Source organism: Salmonella enterica subsp. diarizonae (assembly GCF_008692785.1).
Lineage (GTDB): Bacteria > Pseudomonadota > Gammaproteobacteria > Enterobacterales > Enterobacteriaceae > Salmonella > Salmonella diarizonae.
This window is the reverse complement of the sequence record NZ_VXJV01000023.1, coordinates 1-4018: the sequence shown is the minus strand read 5'-3', so window position 1 is coordinate 4018 and position 4018 is coordinate 1. Positions and strand designations below refer to the sequence as shown.

Annotated in this window: 2 protein-coding genes and 1 pseudogene; 2 read left to right on the top strand and 1 reads right to left on the bottom strand. The window is 54.7% G+C overall.

Annotated features, from left to right (window positions below):
* Nucleotides 1-87 precede the first annotated feature (87 nt).
* Nucleotides 88-329: pseudogene (locus tag F4V72_RS23895) on the bottom strand (hypothetical protein).
* Nucleotides 330-916: 587 nt separating this feature from the next.
* Here F4V72_RS23895 and F4V72_RS23890 point away from each other — a divergent pair.
* Nucleotides 917-1633 carry a DotU family type IV/VI secretion system protein gene (locus F4V72_RS23890; protein ID WP_282958705.1) on the top strand — a complete coding sequence of 239 codons (717 nt, stop codon included), beginning with the start codon at nt 917-919 and terminating at the stop codon, nt 1631-1633.
* Between the two features lie 58 nt (nt 1634-1691).
* Nucleotides 1692-4018: type VI secretion system Vgr family protein (locus F4V72_RS23885; protein WP_249042132.1), on the top strand; the 2327-nt coding region annotated here is incomplete at its 3' end.

Genomic DNA, 4018 nt, shown 5'->3' with positions numbered 1-4018 from the left:
AGCATGGGCGCTGGCAACGACAGCATTGTGCAATCCGGAGCTTACATCCGGTCGATGGACGTGAAAAGGTGATTGTTTTTTGTGATTTCAGAGGGGTCTCTCAGAGCTCAGGAGGCCACAGTGAAATAACAGAGAGAGCTTGTCTTCCCGCATCCGGCGGTATTCAGCCGCTTCGAAGATATCGTGCAGACGATGGAGTTGTTCGGCCAGAATGAGCAACAGAACATAGTTTGGCCCGGCCTCATCAGGATTCTCCAGCATGACTTCGGTCAGTACACGGGCACGTCCACCAGTTCACGGGCATCAGGCTCAACAGGTTTCAGGTTCATGATTTCCTCCTTTCACTGTACCCATTCACCGCCCCGGATACGGGCGATATCCAGCAGCAGTGACTTCATCGCCCGACTCACCGCACACAGCGTATTGATCAGCGGTTTATCAGCATTCTGGGTATCGGGTCTGCGTAGCCACCCTTATGCGCTCTTACCTTTACCCTTAGCCTTTTAACGGCCTTTTTCCTGAATGCTGACAGGATTGTATCCGGGGTGTTTATTTGCTTCATCCAGAAAACAAACTGAACCTGTCAAAAAATAACGCCATCTATGATATTGGATATTATGATCATCATTGTCCTTAATTGGATATTTTAGCTGGTTGACTTTCTGAATATATCAATGATAGGCGCCCATATTTATGGGTGATGCTAATTTCATTTGTTTTGTGAATTACTTTTCAGGAAAACTAATTACGAACTAAAACAAAAAGAGTCTCATGGATACTACCTCTGTGCCAGATTTTACGGGGGTGGCGATATTATTTTATGGATGGCAATGAATTATTACAGTTTGCCGGATTGATTTGTAATCACAGAGGGATAGTCTTTATAAAAATGTCATTACTGTAAGTGGGGTGTCTTATTTTTGACTTCTCTGTATCGTCTGCGTCATCTCATTTTCCCGGCTGCGACAATGCCAGTGTTTATATTGACTCCCTGCTGCAGGATACTTATTTGTTTGTGATGGATATTTATCATCAGCCTGCGCAGGCTCGCGATGAAGCATTGTATCACTATGCAGTCATGCTGGTGGAAACCGTGCAGGAAAAGCTGAAAGCAGCAAAAGAACACGATGATTTTATTAATCATGTCATTTATGCACAGTGCGCCATGATGGATGATGCTGTACTCAACACTGCCTCCTCGCTGGAGAACTCCGTCTGGCTGCATAATCCGCTGCAGGCCCGTTTTGTCATGCAGATGCGGGCTGGCGAGGTGATGTTTGAGCGCGTGCGGGAGCTGTTGCATCAGGCCGCACCGGACCCACGCCTGCTGGTTTTGTACCAGCGTTTATTCGGCATGGGGTTCAGTCAGCGCTGGAGTGAACGGCTCCGGGATAAAATGCCTGACGGCCGGTATAAGCGCGAATATGCACTGGAATCCCTTAATGCGCTGGTGCCTGCCGGTGGACAGCCCTTATCTGCGCCGCTGGTGGTGGAGCGCCGCCCGACGGTGCGCGGCACGCTGCTTCACTCCCGTCTGGCGCATATCGTTCTGGCGCTGCTGGTGACCAGCGCTCTGAGTGCCGGACTGCAGGTTTCCCTGCACCACGTATTACAGATGGCCCTGCCGGGCTGAGATTTCACGCTTTCCGGCACAGGTGAGCCTGCTCCGGATGAAAGATGAAGGAGCCACGATGACCACTGTCTCTCCCGTTCTGGATGCCCTGACCCTGAACCGCTATCACCTGAAGGTGAAAGGCTGCACCGCGCCGCTGGACGTGGAGTCATTTCAGGGACGCGAAGGTTTAAGCACCCGCTACCGTTATGACGTGGTGCTGACCAGTGCTGATAAGGATATCGACCCGTCGGTGATGCTGATGAAGAACGTCACCTTCATTATGCAGACCCTGCCGGAGGCGGCGTTTCGCCGGACCATTGCGCCGGAAGTCCGGCGCACCGTGTATGGCGTCATCACCCGTTTCTCTCGTCTTTCCGTTTCGGCGGATGAAGCCACCTACCGCCTGACGTTTGAGCCGCGCCTCTCCCTGCTGGATAACAGCCGCCGCAGCGCCATTTACCAGAATATGTCGGTCCCGGAGGTGGTGGAAAAAATCCTGCGGGAAAACCACAACTGGCCGGGCTGGTTGTTTGAGTTCCGCCTGAGTAATACCTGGCCGTCGAGGGAGATTATCACCCAGTTCATGCTCTCCGATGCGGAGTTTATCGCCCGACTGCTCAGTGAAGTCGGTATCTGGTTTAACTTCACCCAGGACAGTGAAACCGGGCATGAAGTGGTGCTGTTCGGGGATTCAGGAAAGGGCTGGCAGTATGACGTGAGCGTCCCGGCGGTGAACCCGGCGGGGATGCACGACAACCGTGCGGAGTCGGTGTGGAATTTACAGGCGCATCACGCAGTGACGGAACGTTCAGTCAGTACGCATGACTATAACTACCGTACCGCTGACGCCATCATGAACGCGGATGCGGACCTGACCCACGATGATGACAAAACCACTTACGGCAACGATTACCACTATACCGATGGTTTCCTGAGCGAAGGCGACCAGTACAACCGCCCGGACAGCAATAACACCGAAAGCGGCTATTTCTACGCCCGCCTGCGTCACGAACGTCAGTTGAACCGCCAGCACCGGCTGAGCCTCGAAAGTAATTCAACGCTGATTGCGCCCGGTCAGATACTGAAAGCCGAAGGCGACACCTCACAGGCTTTTGCAAACGGGATGCTGGTGACCGCCATCGAATCCTCAGCCAGTCGTGACTCGCACTATAAGCTGAAAGCCGAAGGGATTGCCTGGCGGGATGCGGTCAGTTTCCGCCCGCCGGAACAGCCCCGCGACCGCATCACCGTCCCGCTGACGGCGCGTATCACCAGTTCACAGACCAGTGATATCTACAGCCATATCGACAAAATGGGCCGCTACCGGGTGCGTTTTGACTTCGATAAAGATTCGTGGCCGCAGGGCGGCGAAAGCCCGTGGCTGCGCCGTGCCCGCGATTATGCCGGTGACAATTTCGGTCTGCACCTGCCGCTGATACAGGGCACCGAAGTGGCGGTGATGTTTGACGGCGGTCACCCGGACAAGCCATTTATTGCCTGGTCGCTGCATGACTCGCGTCATCCCGACCACGTCACTATCGAAAATTACAAACGCAACATCCTTCTCACGCCTGCAGCCAATGAAATGCGCCTGCAGGATGAGCGCGGAAAAGAGAATATCCACCTCTCCACGCCGCATTCCGGTAAGACACAATTAAACCTGGGATTTAACGTCCAGGATTCTGATGCCAGGGCGCTGCGTGGTGAAGGGGCTGAACTGCGCACTGACGGTCACGGTGTGTTCCGCGCCGCGAAAGGCATTTTCATCACCGCCGACGGCCAGCAACAGGCTGACGGTCCGATGCTTGATATGCAGGCAGCGGTCAGCGAGCTGGAAGCGGCGATTCAGGAAGCCAGCAGCCTCAGAGCCGCAGCCGAAATGGCAAAAGCGGAACTGGCCGACGTGCAGAAACAGACCGACCTGCTCAACAGCACGCTGAAGAACCTGCAACAACAGGCGCTGCTGCTCTCGGCCCCGTCGGGTATCGCACAGGTCACCCCGTCCAGCATCCAGCTTGCCGCCGGTCAGAACCTGATTGCCACCACCGGCCAGGATGCGGATATCAGCATCGGCAAAAAGCTGTGTATCGCCGTGAGCGAGACCCTCAGTCTGTTTGCGAAACAGCTCGGCATCAAACTGTTTGCTGCCGCCGGAAAGGTGGAGATTCAGGCGCAGAGTGATGCACTGGATATGTTCGCGATGAAGGATATACAGATAAGCAGTCAGAGCGGCAAGGTCACGGTCTCGGCACAAACCGAACTGCTGCTGGAGTGCGGTGGCGCATGGATACAGATGAAAGGCGGGAGTATCACCCTGGGCGGCTCCGGTAACGTCACGGTGAAGGCCGGAACGCTGGAGAAGCTGGGGGCGGCATCGATGCAGGGCAGTATCAGCCTGCCGGA